Consider the following 15,003-nt stretch of genomic DNA (forward strand, 5'->3'; position numbering starts at 1 on the left):
GAACAATCGTTTGCGCGCTAAAGCTGTGACAACGCTCGAAGCCATCAGTGCGACGGTCGCTCTGGCGTGAAAAGCACATTCGTCTTGCGCTGGTTCGATTTGCGGCGCCTGGCCCCTTTCGGGAACATCTACAGAACAGCGTAGATGGACATCCGTGACAATTCAGCGCGCCAGAAAAACAAAAAGCCCGCTCTAACGAGCGGGCTTCTTGATGTGTGGCGGACTCAGCAGGATTCGAACCTGCGACCGCTCGGTTCGTAGCCGAGTACTCTATCCAGCTGAGCTATGAGTCCGTGGTGGTAGTTTTAGGCCAGATTACCACTGGCTTGTTGAAGTGCCTTTGCAAGCAAAACCACTTCAAAAGTGGCGGACTCAGCAGGATTCGAACCTGCGACCGCTCGGTTCGTAGCCGAGTACTCTATCCAGCTGAGCTATGAGTCCGTGGTTGGTAGTTTTAGGCCAGATTACCACTGGCTTGTTGAAGTGCCTTTGCAAGCAAAACCACTTCAAAAGTGGCGGACTCAGCAGGATTCGAACCTGCGACCGCTCGGTTCGTAGCCGAGTACTCTATCCAGCTGAGCTATGAGTCCGTGGGGTAGTTTTAGACCAGATTACCACTGGTGGATTGAAGCAGCCTTGCAGGCAAAGCCACTTCAAAAGTGGCGGACTCAGGAGGATTCGAACCTCCGACCGCTCGGTTCGTAGCCGAGTACTCTATCCAGCTGAGCTATGAGTCCGTGTCTTGCTGTGCCATTCGGATCGCTTGAAGCGCTCCAGGCAAATAATGGCGGTGAAGGGGGGATTCGAACCCCCGATACCCTTATGAGGTATACTCCCTTAGCAGGGGAGCGCCTTCGGCCACTCGGCCACCTCACCGCAACACGAGGCGAATATTAAACACACCCTTCCTCGTTTGCAACCCTTTTTTTGAAAAAAACTTCAAAAAAATTAAAGGCTTGGCTCCTCGTCCTTCTCTTTCTTGATCCGCAGGTAGATTTCCTCGCGGTGAACAGCCACTTCCTTGGGCGCGCTAACGCCAATACGCACCTGGTTGCCTTTGACACCCAGGACCGTCACGGTGATCTCACCGTCACCAATGATCAGGCTCTCGGCGCACCGACGAGTCAGAATCAGCATAGTTTTCTCCTCACATGAATCTTCAGGGACAACAGTCTTTGAAAAGCAGGGCCTGGCCGGGGACGACGGCACTGGCCCGGATCGACCACCACGACTGCCTGGACAGGGACAGCCGCAGCGGCCAGAAACGCGAAGGGCGCGGCAAGCCGCGCCCCTCCAGGCAGCGTGTCACTCACCCTGTCGGGCAGGCGCATCGAGTTCGAACGCGGTGTGCAGCGCGCGTACGGCCAGCTCCAGGTACTTCTCTTCGATCACTACCGAGACCTTGATCTCGGAGGTGGAGATCATCTGGATGTTGATGCTCTCCTTGGCCAGGGCCTCGAACATGCGGCTGGCAACGCCCGCGTGGGAGCGCATGCCGACGCCGACGATCGACACCTTGGCGATCTTGGTGTCGCCGATCACTTCACGCGCGCCGATTTCGCGGGCGGTGTTCTCCAGCACGCTCAGCGCCTTCTCGTACTCGTTGCGGTGCACGGTGAAGGTGAAGTCGGTGGTGTTATCGTGCGAGACGTTCTGCACGATCATGTCGACTTCGATGTTGGCGGCGCTGATCGGGCCGAGGATCTTGAAGGCGACGCCCGGGGTATCCGGGACGCCACGAATGGTCAGCTTGGCCTCATCACGGTTGAAGGCGATACCGGAAATGATCGGCTGTTCCATGGATTCCTCTTCATCGATGGTAATGAGGGTACCCGGACCCTCCTTGAAGCTGTGCAGCACGCGCAGCGGGACGTTGTACTTGCCGGCGAACTCCACCGAGCGAATCTGCAGCACCTTGGAGCCGAGGCTGGCCATTTCCAGCATCTCCTCGAAGGTGATCTTCTCCAGGCGCTGGGCCTGGGGCACGACACGCGGGTCGGTGGTGTAGACGCCATCGACATCGGTGTAGATCTGGCACTCGTCGGCCTTCAGCGCCGCCGCCAGGGCCACGCCGGTGGTGTCGGAGCCGCCACGGCCGAGGGTGGTGATGTTGCCGTGCTCGTCGACGCCCTGGAAACCTGCGACCACCACGACCCGGCCGGCCTTGAGGTCGGCGCGGATCTTCTGGTCGTCGATCTGCAGGATGCGCGCCTTGTTGTGCGCGCTGTCGGTGAGGATGCGCACCTGGTTGCCGGTGTAGGACACCGCCGGCACGCCGCGCTTCATCAGGGCCATGGACAGCAAGGCGATGGTGACCTGCTCGCCGGTCGAGACGATCACGTCCAGCTCGCGGGGTTCGGGCTTGTCGGTGATCTGCTTCGCCAGGTCGATCAGGCGATTGGTTTCACCGCTCATCGCCGACAGCACAACCACCAGGTCGGTGCCTTGCTCGCGGAATTTCTTGACCTTGTCGGCAACCTGCTCGATCCGCTCGATGGAACCGACAGAGGTACCGCCAAATTTCTGTACGATCAACGCCATTTCAAAGGTGCCTCAGCCCTCAAGGGCCCCAAAAAACAATCCAACATGGCGGGGACGCCGACTAGACCGACGCCCCCGCCATCTCAAAGTCCCTGCTCGGCGAACGGCACGGCCAGGGCCAGCGCCTGGTCCAGCGCGGCGACGTCGACGCCACCACCCTGGGCCATGTCAGGACGACCGCCGCCCTTGCCACCGACCGCCGCAGCAGCTTGTTTCATCAGGTCGCCAGCCTTGAGTTGGCTGGAGAGGTCCTTGGTCACGCCAGCCACCAGCACGACCTTGCCCTCATGCTCGCTGCCCAGCAGGATCACTGCGTGGCCGAGCTTGTTCTTCAGTTGATCGACGAGCGCCAGCAGCGCCTTGCCGTCCTGCCCATCCAGGCGGGCGGCGAGGACCTTGGCGCCCTTGACCTCAACGGCCGCGTTGGAGAGATCATCCCCGGCGGCGCTGGCGGCCTTGGCCTGCAGCTGCTCGAGCTGCTTTTCCAGCTGGCGGTTGCGCTCGAGCACAGCCGACAGCTTGTCGATCAGGTTGTCGCGATTGCCCTTGACCAGCTGCGCGGCTTCCTTGACCTGCTCTTCGGCAGTGTTCAGGTAGGCCAGCGCGGCGGCGCCGGTGATCGCTTCGATACGGCGCACGCCAGAGGCCACGCCACCTTCGCTGATGATCTTGAACAGGCTGATGTCGCCGGTGCGCTTGGCGTGGATGCCACCGCACAGCTCGACGGAGAAGTCACCGCCCATGCTCAGCACGCGCACGGTGTCGCCATACTTCTCACCGAACAGCGCCATGGCACCCTTGGCCTTGGCGGTCTCGATATCGGTCAGTTCGGTCTGTACCTCGGTGTTGCGACGCACTTCGCGGTTGACGATGTCTTCCAGGGCCTTGATCTGCTCTGGCTTGACCGCCTCGAAGTGGCTGAAGTCGAAACGCAGGCGCTGACTGTCGACCAACGAGCCCTTCTGCTGCACGTGCTCGCCCAGCACCTGACGCAAGGCTTCGTGCAGCAGGTGGGTGGCGGAGTGGTTCAGCGAGGTGGCGTGCTGCACGTCGGCATCGACGCGGGCATCAACTGCGGCACCGACAGTCAGCGCTCCGCTGGCGACCACGCCGTGGTGCAGGAAGGCACCACCGGTCTTGGTGGTGTCGCGCACGTCGAAGCGCACGGCGCCGGCCTGCAGGTAGCCGCAGTCACCAACCTGGCCGCCGGACTCGGCGTAGAACGGGGTGCGGTCGAGGACCACGACGCCCTCCTCGCCTTCAGCCAGTTGCTCGACGGCCTGGCCGTCCTTGTACAGGGCGATGACCTTGCCCTGGCCTTCGGTGGCGTCATAGCCGAGGAAGTCGGTGGCGGTGTCGACCTTGACCAGGCTGTTGTAGTCCATGCCGAAGGCGCTGGCGGAGCGGGCACGCTCACGCTGGGCCTCCATCTCGCGCTCGAAGCCGGCTTCGTCGATGGTCAGCTCGCGCTCGCGGGCGATGTCGGCGGTCAGGTCCATGGGGAAGCCATAGGTGTCGTACAGCTTGAACACCACATCCCCTGGCACGACCTGGCCCTGCAGCTGGGCCAGGTCCTGCTCGAGGATGCGCAGGCCCTGCTCGAGGGTCTTGGCGAACTGCTCTTCCTCGGTCTTGAGCACGCGCTCGATGTGCGCCTGCTGGCTCGTAAGCTCAGGGAAGGCTTCGCCCATCTCGGCCACCAGCGCGGCGACGATCTTGTGGAAGAAGCTGCCCTTGGCGCCCAGTTTGTTGCCGTGGCGGCAGGCGCGACGAATGATGCGGCGCAGCACGTAGCCGCGGCCTTCGTTGGACGGCAGCACGCCGTCGGCGATCAGGAAGCCGCAGGAACGGATGTGGTCGGCAACCACTTTCAGCGATGGCTGGTCGTCATTGGCGCAACCGATGGCTTTGGCGGCAGCGGCCAGCAGGCTCTGGAACAGGTCGATCTCGTAGTTCGAGTGCACGTGCTGCATCACCGCACTGATGCGCTCCAGGCCCATGCCGGTATCCACCGACGGCGCCGGCAGCGGGTGCAGGACGCCGTCGGCGGTGCGGTTGAACTGCATGAAGACGTTGTTCCAGATCTCGATGTAGCGATCGCCGTCTTCTTCCGGCGAGCCGGGTGGGCCGCCCCAGATGTCGGCGCCGTGGTCGTAGAAGATCTCGGTGCACGGGCCACACGGACCGGTGTCGCCCATGGTCCAGAAGTTGTCGGAGGCGTACGGGGCGCCCTTGTTGTCACCGATGCGCACCATGCGCTCGGCCGGCACGCCGACTTCCTTGGTCCAGATGTCGTAGGCCTCGTCGTCGCTGGCGTAGACGGTGACCCACAGTTTTTCCTTCGGCAGGTTCAGCCACTTGTCCGAAGTCAGGAAGGTCCAGGCGAAGGTGATGGCATCGCGCTTGAAATAGTCGCCGAAGCTGAAGTTGCCCAGCATCTCGAAGAAAGTGTGGTGACGGGCGGTGTAGCCGACGTTTTCCAGGTCGTTGTGCTTGCCACCGGCGCGTACGCACTTCTGGCTGCTCACGGCGCGGGTATAGGCGCGCTTTTCCTGGCCGAGGAAGCAGTCCTTGAACTGGTTCATGCCGGCGTTGGTGAACAGCAGGGTCGGGTCATTGCCCGGGATCAGGGAGCTGGAGGCAACGCGAGTATGTCCCTGCTCTTCGAAGAAGCGGAGGAAGGCTTCACGGATTTCTGCGCTTTTCATAGGTTCTTCCACGGAAACGGCGGCCACACGTCGAATCGACGAAACGACGGCAAAGGGCCGCATTATATCGGTCCTGCAGTCTCGGTGCAGTGTGTTTATGCGATAGAAACCGTCGAATGGACGGTTTGTCGGACTACAGCAATTGAAAACGGCATGACCGCGATGCTAAAGCCAGCGTTTCGCTACTGGCAAGCCAATTACGGTCCCGGGACGGGGAAAATTAACAGGTTGGTGAATTAAAAGAATTTCATCACCAAAGGGATCCAAAACCGGCCAAGCGCTGAGCGTTCCTGTAGGAGCGGCCTTGTGCCGCGAAAGGGCTGCAAAGCAGCCCCAGGATCTCAGCAACAAAGCAGATATTGCCGGGGCCGCTTTGCGACCCTTTCGCGGCACAAGGCCGCTCCTACAGGGATCGCGCAAGGCTTAAGCCAGCCGTTAGCCCGAGTCGGGCAGAAAACGGCATGACCGCGATGCTAAAGCCAGCGTTTCGCTACTGGCAAGCCAATTACGGTCCCGGGACGGGGAAAATTAACAGGTTGGTGAATTAAAAGAATTTCATCACCGAAGGGATCCAAAACCGGCCAAGCGCTGAGCGTTCCTGTAGGAGCGGCCTTGTGCCGCGAAAGGGCTGCAAAGCAGCCCCAGGATCTCAGCAGCAAAGCAGATATTGCCGGGGTCGCTTTGCGACCCTTTCGCGGCACAAGGCCGCTCCTACAGGGATCGCGCAAGGCTTAAGCCAGCCGTTGCCCCGAATCCGGTACGATCAGGATCCCGGCGCGCAGCCCGTTCTTCACCTTGGGGTTGGGGAAGATGATTCGCGCGCCCTCCTCCTCCACCACCCAGCGCGTCTCGGCCAGGTCTTCGGCCAGCAGGTAGCCCTTGCTGAGCTCGGAGAAATTTTCGATGTCCGCCGGCAGGTGCAGGTGGAAGCTGTCGCTGTGCTTGATGATCTCGCGGGCGACGCTGAACAGCTTCAGGCTATCGAGCGAGTCGCCGGTCTCAGGCTCGGTACCTTCGATGATCTGGATGAGGCGTTCTTCGAGCTTGTCGAGATTGACGCCTTCGTTCTGCCCAAATGGCCGCGCCTTGCCCAATTCGAGGGTAAAGGCCTCGGCCTCCAGCTGCTCATAGGTGAAGGCACTGAAAGTAATCGAAGACTTGCTCTGCAACAGCACTGCCTCCATCCCTGCCGCAGCCAGGCGCGCCAGTTCACGTCGGGAATGCGTGCGGCCCTCCTTGTAGGGATACAAGGCGAACTGCTCGATCTTGGACCCGCGGATGGCAGTATGCAGGTCGTAATGCAAACGAGTGCGCTCAGGCTTGCTGAAGAACACCCGGGCGAACTGCTCAAGCTCCGCGGCGCGCAGCGCCTCGAAGCCACTGGAGAGTTCGTGGCGGCCATTGAACAGGCGGTTGATGTCCTGCTCGATGAAGCGCTCGCCCTTGCGGATCGCCGCCGGGTTGCCGAACAAAAACAGCACCCGCGCACGCGGCTTGATCTTGCCGTTGGCCACGCCGTGCAGCAGCCTTTCGAGCAACTCGATCGGCGCCGTCTCGTTGCCATGGATACCGGCCGACAACAGCAGGTCGAGCCCGCAATCCTCACCTTCGGGCGGGCGCACTTCCAGTGCGCCCTCCCCCAGCCAGCGCAAACGCACGCCCCGGGTGGTCACTTGGGTCTTCTCGGCCGGTTCGTGATCGGTCAGGGTCAGCTCAAGCAGTTTGCCGAGGGCGAGCATAGGCGCTTCCTTAGTGGTGGTGGCCGCAGTCCGGGCCGTGGACGTGGTCGTCGTCACCGGCAACGTCGGCCGGTTCCATTTCCAGTTGCAGGCTGACCAGGTTGGTGGCCATCGGGCGCAGCAGCAGGTTGGCGTACTCGGTGTCGTCTTCCTCGACATCGACGCCGATCAGCAGCTGGCCGCGGCCGTCCTGCTGGATCCACACTTCCTTGCCTTGCCAGACCACGGCAAAACGGGTGCACGAGGTTTCCAGCTGGGTGCCGTCTTCATCTTCCAGGATCAGGCGCAGGGCGTCGGACATTGCAATTTCTCTCTATCAAGGTTGGCGTTGGAACGGATACACCGAGCCCAGCTTGAGGATCTGGGTCAGGTCATCCAGGGCCGTGCGGCATTCCACCAGCAGCTGCGGGTCGGCCAGGTCCGCTTCGCCGAGGCGATCGCGGTAGTGCTTGTCGACCCACTGCACCAGGGTGTCGTACAGCGAGGCGGTCATGATAACGCCTGGATTGACCGCCGCCAGTTCGTTTTCCTTCAGCGCCACGCGCAGACGCAGGCAAGCCGGGCCGCCACCGTTCTGCATGCTCTGCTTGAGGTCAAAAACCTTGACCTCCTTCACCGGGCCGCCCTGGCTGGTCAGCTGGCTCAGATAAGCCCAGACGCGCTCGTTGTTGCGGCACTCCTCCGGCACCACCAGCAGCATCGAACCGTCTTCGCGGCTGAGCAGCTGGCTGTTGAACAGGTAGGAACGCACCGCGTCCTCCACCGTCACCGCCGCGCGCGGCACGCAGATACCCTGGAAGTTGCCGCCCTTGCTGGCCAGTTTAGCCTGCAGCTGGCCGAGCACGGTGTCGGTCTCGAGGAACGCGTCCTCGTGATAGAACAGCACCTCGCCGTTGCCCACCGAAATCACGTCGTTGTGGAACACGCCCTGATCGATCACCGCCGGATTCTGTTGAGCGTAGACCACGCCTTCATCGCTCAGCCCGTGCAGGCGAGCGACGGCCTGGGAGGCTTCCAGGGTCTGGCGCGCCGGATACTTCTGCGGCGCGGGATAGCGGCTGTCGAAAGCGCTGCGGCCATAGACGAAGAACTCGACGCCGGCCTCGCCATAGGCGCGGCAGAAGCGGGTGTGGTTGGCCGCGCCTTCGTCGCCGAACTGGGCAACCGCCGGCAGCGCCTCATGGTGGGCGAAGACCTTGTCATCGCTGAACATGGCGCCCAGCACGCGGCTGGTGGTCGGGTGCTCGATGCTGCGGTGGTACTTGCAGTTGAGGTTGGCGGCGGTGAAATGCACGCGGCCATCGGCGGTATCGGCGCTGGGGCTGACGGTGGCGGCGTTGGCCACCCACATGCTCGAGGCCGAGCAACTGGCGACCAACAGCGGCATTGCGTCTTTGGCCGCACGCTGGATCACTTCGGCATCGCTGCCGGTGAAGCCCAGGCGACGCAGCGCGGCCACGTCCGGACGCTCCTGCGGGGCCAGCACGCCCTGCTGGAAGCCCATTTCCATCAGCGCCTTCATCTTCGCCAGGCCCTGGCGCGCCGCCTCGCGCGGGTTGGAACCCTGCTGGCTGTTGCTCTGCGAGGCCACGTTGCCGTACGACAAGCCGCCGTAGTTGTGGGTCGGCCCCACCAGGCCATCAAAATTCACTTCAAAGGATTTCATCGGCAAGGCTCCGAGACCTGTTGTTATAGGGTGACGCCCGGCGTCAGGGTCGCCGGCAGTGCAAGGCTCGCGGTCTCCAGCGAAGCCACGGGGTAGGCGCAGTAGTCCGCCGCGTAGTAGGCGCTGGCGCGGTGGTTGCCGCTGGCGCCGACGCCACCGAACGGCGCGCTGCTGGCGGCGCCGGTCAGCTGCTTGTTCCAGTTGACGATGCCGGCGCGGCTGCGCAGCCAGAAGTGCTGGTAGCGGGCGTTGGAGTCCGACAGCAGCCCAGCGGCCAGGCCGTACTGGGTGTTGTTGGCCTCCTCGATCGCCGCGTCGAAGTCGGCGTAGCGGATCACCTGAAGCAGCGGGCCGAAGAACTCTTCGTCCGGGCGCTCGGCCACGGCGCTGACATCGATGATGCCCGGCGTGAGCAAGGCAGCGCCGGCCTGTGGCTGGGTCATCTCCAGCAATGCCACGGCGCCCTTGCCGAGCAGCTCGGCCTGGGCCGCCAGCAGTGCGCGAGCGGCCTGCAGCGAAATCACCGAACCCATGAAGGGCGCGGGCTGCTGATCGAAGGCACCGACACTGATGCTGCGGCTCACCTCGACCAGGCGCTGGATCAGCGCGTCACCCCAGTCGCCCTGCGGCACCAGCAGGCGGCGGGCGCAGGTACAACGCTGACCGGCGGAGATGAACGCCGACTGGATGATGGTGTACACCGCAGCGTCCAGGTCCTTGACCTCATCGACAACCAGCGGGTTGTTACCGCCCATTTCCAGGGCGAGGATCTTGTCCGGGCGGCCGGCGAACTGCTGGTGCAGCAGGTTGCCGGTGCGGCTGGAACCGGTGAAGAACAAGCCATCGATACCCGGGTTGCCAGCCAGCGCCACGCCGGTTTCGCGGGCGCCCTGGACCAGGTTGAGCACGCCGGCCGGCAAGCCGGCCTCGATCCAGCACTGCACCGTCAGCTCGGCGACCTTGGGGGTCAGCTCGCTGGGCTTGAACACCACGCAGTTGCCGGCCAGCAACGCCGGAACGATATGGCCGTTGGGCAGGTGGCCGGGGAAGTTGTACGGGCCGAACACCGCCACCACGCCATGGGGCTTGTGCCGCAACACGGCGGTGGCATCGGCCAGCGGGCCGCTCTTCTCACCGGTGCGCTCGCGGTAGCTCTGCACCGAGATGGCGACCTTGTTGACCATGCTGGTCACTTCGGTGGCCGACTCCCACAGGGGCTTGCCGGTTTCTTCGCCGATGCAGCGCGACAGCGCCTCGGCATTGGCCTTGAGCTTCTCGGCGAAGGCCTCCAGCACGCTGATGCGCGCCTCCAGGCTCAGCGATGCCCAGGCCGGGAACGCCTGGCGGGCGGCCTGCACGGCGGTTTCGACCTGGGCGGCGTCGGCGCCCTGCCCTTGCCAGATCAGCGCCTGGGTGACGGGGTTGAGCGACTGCAGGGTTTCACCCTGGCCGGCCAGCCAGTGGCCTGCGATGTAATGCGTGTTCATTTACTGGGCCTCCCGACCGGCGGACAGCGGCACGGCGCGGACATTGTCGCCAGCGCCCAGGCGCAGGCGCTTGGCGGTCTGCGGATCGACCACCAGGGTGCCTGCCGCCAGGCGCGCCGGTGCGGCGGTGATGCGGCAGTCTTCGCGCTTGCGGTTGTGAATGATGTAAGGGGTGGCGTCGTCACCCGGGGTGCCGACGGCCAGTACCAGGGTCTCGCTGTCACGCACGGCGCGGATCTTCGAGGTCTCGCACTCGATGGCGGGACCTGCGTCGAAGATGTCGACGTAGCCCTGGTAGTTGAAGCCTTCGCGCTTGAGCATGGCCAGCGCAGGCTCCGTGTCGGTGTGCACGCGGCCGATGACGCTGCGCGCCGCTTCCGAGAGGAAGCAGGTGTACAGCGGGAACTTGGGCATCAGTTCGGCGATGAACGACTTGTTGCCCACGCCGGTGAGGTAGTCGGCCTGGCTGAACTCCATCTTGAAGAAGTGCCGGCCCAGGCTCTCCCAGAAGGGCGAACGGCCTGCCTCGTCGGACATGCCGCGCATCTCGGCGATGATCTTGTTGCCGAACAGCTGCGGGAACTCGGCGATGAACAGCATCCGCGCCTTGGACAGCAGACGGCCATTGAGGCCACTGCGGTAGTCGCTGCGCAGGAACAGCGAGCACAGCTCGGAGTTGCCGGTCAGGTCGTTGGCCAGGAACAGCGTGGGGATCTCGCGGTAGATGTTCAGCTCCTGCGAGGCGCTGACGGTCAGGCCGACCCGGTAGTTGTACCAGGGCTCGCGCAGGCCGACGGCACCGGCGATGGCACTGATGCCGACCACCATGCCTTCGTCGTTCTCCAGCACGAACAGGTAGTCGGTGTCGCCGCGCTCGGCTTCGCCGCGAAAGCTTTTCTCGGCCCAGCCGACCCGTTGGCCGAGGCGCTCCTCGTTGGCCGGCAGCGTGGTCAGGCCGGTGGTGCCGGTGCTGCGGGCCAATTCGATCAGCGCGGGTAAATCGCTGCTGCGTACAGGACGAACGATCATGCTATCTCCTTGTGCGGCGGTCTGTGCCTGCCGCGAAACTCTCTGTTCCGGCGGTTCAGACCGCGACCAGGCGCACGCTGGCGCCTTCGCCGACACCCAGGGCCTCGGCGGCTTCGCCGCTCAGGCTGACCGGCTTGCCCGGCACCCAGTCCAGCTCCAGCAGCACGGCGCGGTAATCCTGCAACTGGCCGTTGCACACCAGGTACGGACGGCCGCCCTTGACTGGCGTCTCGTCGAGCTTGACCGGCACCACCCGGCTCTGGGCGATGGAGCGGATGCCCGAGGCGCGGGCGTGCAGGGTCGGGCCGCCGTCGAAGATGTCGATGTAATGCTCGGTCTCGAAGCCTTCGCGCATGAGGATGTCGAAGGTAATCTGCGCCCGCGGGTGCACCTGGCCCATGGCCTCCTGCGCCTCGTCGGCCAGCAGCGGCACGTAGATCGGGTAGTGCGGCATCAGTTCAGCGAGGAAGGTGCGGCTCTTCAGGCCGCACAGGCGCTCGGCGTCGGCGTAGTTGAGGTCGAAGAAGTTGCGGCCGATGGCGTCCCAGAACGGCGACTCGCCCTGCTCGTCGCTGTAGCCGACGATCTCGGTCACCACCGACTCGGCGAAGCGCTCGGGGTGCGCGGCCATGAACAGCAGGCGGCCCCGTGAGTTGAGCTCGGCGAAGGCGCTGCTCACCAGTTCCGGCACCACGTAGAAACTGGTCAGCAGGCTGTTGCCGGTGAGGTCGTGGCACAGCGACAGGACGTGAATCTTGTTGTGGATCTTCAGCTCGCGGGAGGCGTGCACGAAGGTCTCGTTGCGAAAGCTGTAGAACGGCTCGGAGTAGCCGGCCGAAGCGACGATGGCCGAGCAGCCGACCAGCTTGCCGGTGGCGCTGTCCTCAAGCACGAAGAAGTAGCTCTCTTCGCCATTGAAGCTGACCTCGGCAGCGAACGAGGTTTCCGAGGCGGCGATCTTGTCGCCCAGGCGGCCGGCGTCATCCGGCAGCGAGGTGACACCAATGGGGCTGTCGGCAGCCATGCGCTGCACTTCGTTCAGATCAGCCATTTGCGCGGGGCGCATCACCAGCATGGTGTCACTCCTTTCGGGAAAGCGCGCCGATCACATCGGCACGGAAAAACGGCGGGCACGCGCCACCACCTGCAAGCAGGTGCCCGCACTGGAATTCGGGTATCGCCAGCCCCTTCTCGGGGCCGGCGAAGGGCGATCAGCCCTTGATCAGTTTTGCCACGGCGCGTTCGAAACGATCCAGGCCTTCGTCGATGTCGGCATCCTCGACCACCAGGCTCGGGGCGAAGCGCACCACGTCGGGACCTGCCTGCAGGACCATCACGCCTTCTTTCTCGGCGGCGTTGAGGATGTCCTTGGCCTTGCCTTTCCAGGCCTCGCTCAGCACGCAGCCGATCAGCAGGCCGACGCCACGCACCTGGGTGAACAGGCCGGTTTGCTGGCCGATGTTCTCCAGACGAGTCTTGAAGCGCTCATGCTTGGCCTTGATGCCCGCCAGGGTTTCCGGGGTGTTGATCACATCCAGCACCGCGCAGGCAACGGCGCAGCCCAGCGGGTTGCCACCGTAGGTGGTGCCGTGGGTGCCGACGGCCAGGTGCTTGGCCAGGTCGCTGGTGGTCAGCATGGCGCCGATCGGGAAGCCGCCGCCCAGGCTCTTGGCGCTGGTGAGGATGTCCGGGGTGACGCCGTAGTGCTGGTAGGCGTACAGCGAGCCGGTACGGCCGACACCGGTCTGGACTTCGTCGAAGATCAGCAGGGCGTTGTGCTCGTCGCACAGTTTGCGCGCGCCCTCCAGGTAGGCCTGGTCGGCCGGGACCACGCCGCTCTCGCCCTGGATCGGCTCAATGACCACGGCGCAGGTCTTGTCGGAAATCTGCGCTTTCAGCGCTTCCAGGTCGTTGTACGGCACATGGCTGATGCCGGTGATCTTCGGACCGAAGCCGTCGGAGTATTTGGGCTGGCCACCGACGCTGACGGTGAACAGGGTGCGACCGTGGAAGCTGTTCACGGTGGCGATGATTTCGTGCTTCTCGGGGCCGAAGCGGTCGTGGGCGACGCGACGGGCCAGCTTGAAGGCGGCCTCGTTGGACTCGGCACCAGAGTTGCAGAAGAACGCACGCTCGGCGAAGGTCGCGTCCACCAGCTTGTGCGCCAGGCGCAGGGCCGGCTCGTTGGTGAACACGTTGGAGACGTGCCAGAGGGTGTTGGCCTGCTCGGTGAGCGCCTTGACCAGCGCCGGATGGCAGTGGCCCAGGGCATTAACCGCGATGCCGCCGGCGAAGTCGATCAGCTCGCGACCGGTCTGGTCCCAGACTCGGGAACCCTCGCCTCGCACAGGAATGAACGCCGCCGGGGAGTAGTTGGGAACCATGACCTGGTCGAAATCGGCACGTTGCACCGGGGCTTGCTCAACGGACATCTGAGTCTCCTGAAGAGGAACGCTGGCCTGGAAGTGGCGAGCGATGAAGGGATTGTAAGGACTGATCGGCGCCTGTCCTTGCTGCCAGGCGACAACTTGTTACAGCGCCAAACCGTGTTTTCACGCGGTTTTCGGCAATGCGACAAACAGTGTCGCAATCGCGCAGTGTAACGGGAGATAGGAATCGGGTGAACGACCGTTCACATATGAAAAGAGGTTGCCTGCACCGGCCTCTTCGCGGGTAAACCCGCTCCCACAGGATGGCACCGTACCTGAAAACAGCAGATTGCCTGTGGGAGCGGGTTTACCCGCGAAGAGGCCGGCACAGACAATAGAGAAATCAGCCCCGCTCGGCCGGCGCCGAACTCAGCTCGAACGGGCTGCTGCTGCGCCGCTGGTTACGGTCTTCACGCGGTGTGGCGCCAAAGAAATTGCGGTACGCACTGGAGAAATGCGGCCCCGAGGAGAAACCGCAGGACAATCCGATCTGGATGATCGACTTGCTGGTCTGCATCAGCATCTGCCGTGCCTTGTTCAGGCGCAGCTCCAGGTAATACTGACTGGGCACGCGATTGAGGTACTGCTTGAAGATCCGCTCCAGCTGGCGACGGGACACGCACACATGCTGGGCGATCTCGTCGGTGGTCAGCGGCTCCTCGATATTGGCCTCCATCAGCAGCACCGCCTGGGTGAGCTTGGGATGGCTGGAGCCCAGGCGATTCTGCAGCGGAATGCGCTGGCGCTCGCCCCCTTCACGGATACGCTCGACCACCAGCTCTTCCGACACCGCGCCCGCCAGCTCCGCGCCATGATCGCGCGCAAGCACCGCCAGCAGCAGGTCGGTCACCGCCATGCCGCCGCAGGCAGTCAGGCGATCACGGTCCCAGTCGAACAGGTGGCTGGTGGCGATCACCTTGGGGAAGCGCTCGGCGAAATCATCCTGCCAACGCCAGTGCACCGCGGCGCGGTAGCCATCAAGCAGGCCCAGCGCCGCCAGCGGGTACACCCCAGCAGACAGGCCGCCGATCATGCAGCCGCTGCGCGCCAGCTGCTTGAGCGCGGCGGACAGCGACGAGCCGATGGCCGTCGGCGGCTCGTCGGCCAGCAGGAACAGCTTGTGGCAACCCTCCAGACGACCGTTCCAGGCCTCGCCCGGCAGGCGCCAGGCACCCTCCTGCACGGCTTCGGCCTGCAGATAGGCCAGCTCGTAGACCACGTCCGGATGCACCCGCTGGGCCACCTGCAGCACCTCTTCGGCCAACGCCAGGGTCAGCGGCTTGGTGCTTGGCCAGATGAGAAATCCGATTCGCTGGGTGGTCATAGGGCGTGGTCCGAAACCTGGAAGGAAAGGTTCGCGCTTGTGGCGCCAGGGCATGCCGCGCGGATGGCGCAGCATGCCCC

At 63.9% G+C, this 15,003-nt stretch carries 11 protein-coding genes and 5 tRNA genes; all 16 read right to left on the reverse strand.

Features of this window, described 5'->3' with window-relative positions; translation table 11 throughout:
- Positions 1-216: 216 nt before the first annotated feature.
- A tRNA-Arg gene (locus NMG10_RS21360) sits at positions 217-293 on the reverse strand.
- Positions 294-364: 71 nt separating this feature from the next.
- Positions 365-441, reverse strand: a tRNA-Arg gene (locus tag NMG10_RS21365).
- A 72-nt stretch (positions 442-513) separates the two neighbouring features.
- Positions 514-590, reverse strand: a tRNA-Arg gene (locus tag NMG10_RS21370).
- A gap of 70 nt (positions 591-660) precedes the next feature.
- Positions 661-737: transfer RNA gene (locus NMG10_RS21375), tRNA-Arg, on the reverse strand.
- 48 nt (positions 738-785) lie between these two features.
- A tRNA-Ser gene (locus NMG10_RS21380) sits at positions 786-876 on the reverse strand.
- A gap of 72 nt (positions 877-948) precedes the next feature.
- Positions 949-1,137, reverse strand: coding sequence for a carbon storage regulator CsrA (gene csrA / locus NMG10_RS21385; RefSeq protein WP_003254503.1), 189 nt, complete (start codon positions 1,135-1,137; stop codon positions 949-951).
- Between the two features lie 168 nt (positions 1,138-1,305).
- The gene (locus NMG10_RS21390; protein WP_028691060.1) at positions 1,306-2,541 is read right to left on the reverse strand and encodes an aspartate kinase; all 1,236 of its coding nucleotides are present in this window, start codon (positions 2,539-2,541) and stop codon (positions 1,306-1,308) included.
- 83 nt (positions 2,542-2,624) lie between these two features.
- On the reverse strand, positions 2,625-5,249 hold the full coding sequence (gene alaS / locus NMG10_RS21395) for an alanine--tRNA ligase (RefSeq protein ID WP_254465087.1): 2,625 nt from the start codon (positions 5,247-5,249) through the stop codon (positions 2,625-2,627).
- A gap of 731 nt (positions 5,250-5,980) precedes the next feature.
- On the reverse strand, positions 5,981-6,988 hold the full coding sequence (gene astE, locus NMG10_RS21400; RefSeq protein ID WP_232857741.1) for a succinylglutamate desuccinylase: 1,008 nt from the start codon (positions 6,986-6,988) through the stop codon (positions 5,981-5,983).
- A 10-nt stretch (positions 6,989-6,998) separates the two neighbouring features.
- Complete coding sequence (locus NMG10_RS21405) at positions 6,999-7,289, reverse strand: hypothetical protein (protein ID WP_011534960.1); 291 nt, start codon at positions 7,287-7,289, stop codon at positions 6,999-7,001.
- A 15-nt stretch (positions 7,290-7,304) separates the two neighbouring features.
- Positions 7,305-8,654 (reverse strand): N-succinylarginine dihydrolase, encoded by a 1,350-nt coding sequence (gene astB, locus NMG10_RS21410; RefSeq protein ID WP_234561803.1) that lies wholly within the window; start codon positions 8,652-8,654, stop codon positions 7,305-7,307.
- A gap of 23 nt (positions 8,655-8,677) precedes the next feature.
- Positions 8,678-10,141 (reverse strand): succinylglutamate-semialdehyde dehydrogenase, encoded by a 1,464-nt coding sequence (gene astD, locus NMG10_RS21415; protein WP_254465088.1) that lies wholly within the window; start codon positions 10,139-10,141, stop codon positions 8,678-8,680.
- Complete coding sequence (gene astA / locus NMG10_RS21420) at positions 10,142-11,170, reverse strand: arginine N-succinyltransferase (protein WP_232857738.1); 1,029 nt, start codon at positions 11,168-11,170, stop codon at positions 10,142-10,144. It lies immediately after the preceding gene.
- A 55-nt stretch (positions 11,171-11,225) separates the two neighbouring features.
- Entirely contained in the window at positions 11,226-12,245 is a 1,020-nt protein-coding gene (gene aruF, locus NMG10_RS21425) for an arginine/ornithine succinyltransferase subunit alpha (RefSeq protein ID WP_203651541.1), read from the reverse strand.
- A 136-nt stretch (positions 12,246-12,381) separates the two neighbouring features.
- Positions 12,382-13,602: an aspartate aminotransferase family protein gene (locus NMG10_RS21430; protein WP_203651539.1), complete on the reverse strand. Its 1,221-nt coding sequence runs from the start codon at positions 13,600-13,602 to the stop codon at positions 12,382-12,384.
- 340 nt (positions 13,603-13,942) lie between these two features.
- Positions 13,943-14,923, reverse strand: coding sequence for a transcriptional regulator ArgR (gene argR / locus NMG10_RS21435; RefSeq protein WP_254465089.1), 981 nt, complete (start codon positions 14,921-14,923; stop codon positions 13,943-13,945).
- Positions 14,924-15,003: the final 80 nt, after the last annotated feature.

The organism is Pseudomonas sp. DVZ6 (assembly GCF_024259445.1).
GTDB lineage: Bacteria > Pseudomonadota > Gammaproteobacteria > Pseudomonadales > Pseudomonadaceae > Aquipseudomonas > Aquipseudomonas peradeniyensis.

Excerpts from the sequence above, each read along its gene's own strand:
- argR (WP_254465089.1), bottom strand. The coding sequence starts at position 14,923 with ATGACCACCCAGCGAATCGGATTTCTCATCTGGCCAAGCACCAAGCCG.
- NMG10_RS21405 (WP_011534960.1), bottom strand. The coding sequence starts at position 7,289 with ATGTCCGACGCCCTGCGCCTGATCCTGGAAGATGAAGACGGCACCCAG.
- astE (WP_232857741.1), bottom strand. The coding sequence starts at position 6,988 with ATGCTCGCCCTCGGCAAACTGCTTGAGCTGACCCTGACCGATCACGAA.
- astD (WP_254465088.1), bottom strand. The coding sequence starts at position 10,141 with ATGAACACGCATTACATCGCAGGCCACTGGCTGGCCGGCCAGGGTGAA.
- astA (WP_232857738.1), bottom strand. The coding sequence starts at position 11,170 with ATGATCGTTCGTCCTGTACGCAGCAGCGATTTACCCGCGCTGATCGAA.
- astB (WP_234561803.1), bottom strand. The coding sequence starts at position 8,654 with ATGAAATCCTTTGAAGTGAATTTTGATGGCCTGGTGGGGCCGACCCAC.
- aruF (WP_203651541.1), bottom strand. The coding sequence starts at position 12,245 with ATGCTGGTGATGCGCCCCGCGCAAATGGCTGATCTGAACGAAGTGCAG.
- csrA (WP_003254503.1), bottom strand. The coding sequence starts at position 1,137 with ATGCTGATTCTGACTCGTCGGTGCGCCGAGAGCCTGATCATTGGTGAC.
- NMG10_RS21430 (WP_203651539.1), bottom strand. The coding sequence starts at position 13,602 with ATGTCCGTTGAGCAAGCCCCGGTGCAACGTGCCGATTTCGACCAGGTC.
- NMG10_RS21390 (WP_028691060.1), bottom strand. The coding sequence starts at position 2,541 with ATGGCGTTGATCGTACAGAAATTTGGCGGTACCTCTGTCGGTTCCATC.
- alaS (WP_254465087.1), bottom strand. The coding sequence starts at position 5,249 with ATGAAAAGCGCAGAAATCCGTGAAGCCTTCCTCCGCTTCTTCGAAGAG.